1 protein-coding gene is annotated in these 473 nt (G+C 25.2%); it reads right to left on the bottom strand.

The genetic code is table 11. The features are described from left to right. A partial coding sequence (locus KVT37_RS31850; protein WP_217578971.1) for a hypothetical protein occupies positions 1 to 351 on the bottom strand: 351 nt, incomplete at its 3' end. Between the last annotated feature and the right edge of the window lie 122 nt (positions 352 to 473).

Below are 473 nucleotides of genomic sequence, written 5' to 3'. Positions count from 1 at the left end.
ATGATTAGCATGAAAAAAAGAGATATTTTCAAGAGATATAATAGAAATATAGTCTGCCCACTCATTTCCCAAATCATCACATATGACATAATCTGAACCTATAGTTAATTGTTTCTCAACAAAATTAAATAATGAGTTGTTACTAAACTCTTTTGTCCTCGTTGGGCATTTACCCTTTTCACTATCTATATGTTCTAACCTTTTATATTTCTTAAATATCTTTAGAAAATGACTAATATTATTCAAAAGTTTACTATCTTTAAATAACTTTTTATTCCAATACATAATTTCAACTTGATTAAATGATACCATAAAAGTATGATATCGATTGATAAAAGCCAGCAAGTTCATTTCTTCCCCATTATCAAATGTTAAAATTACATCTTTTAATATTCTAGAATAAATACTAATTGAATTTTTATTTATTTTTTATCTTAATGAATCATCGAACCTATTCGGGATCATGAAATAGG

The sequence above is a fragment of the Mesorhizobium sp. GbtcB19 genome, assembly GCF_019091085.1.
GTDB lineage: Bacteria > Pseudomonadota > Alphaproteobacteria > Rhizobiales > Rhizobiaceae > Mesorhizobium.
This window is presented reverse-complemented; position numbering and strand designations above follow the sequence as displayed.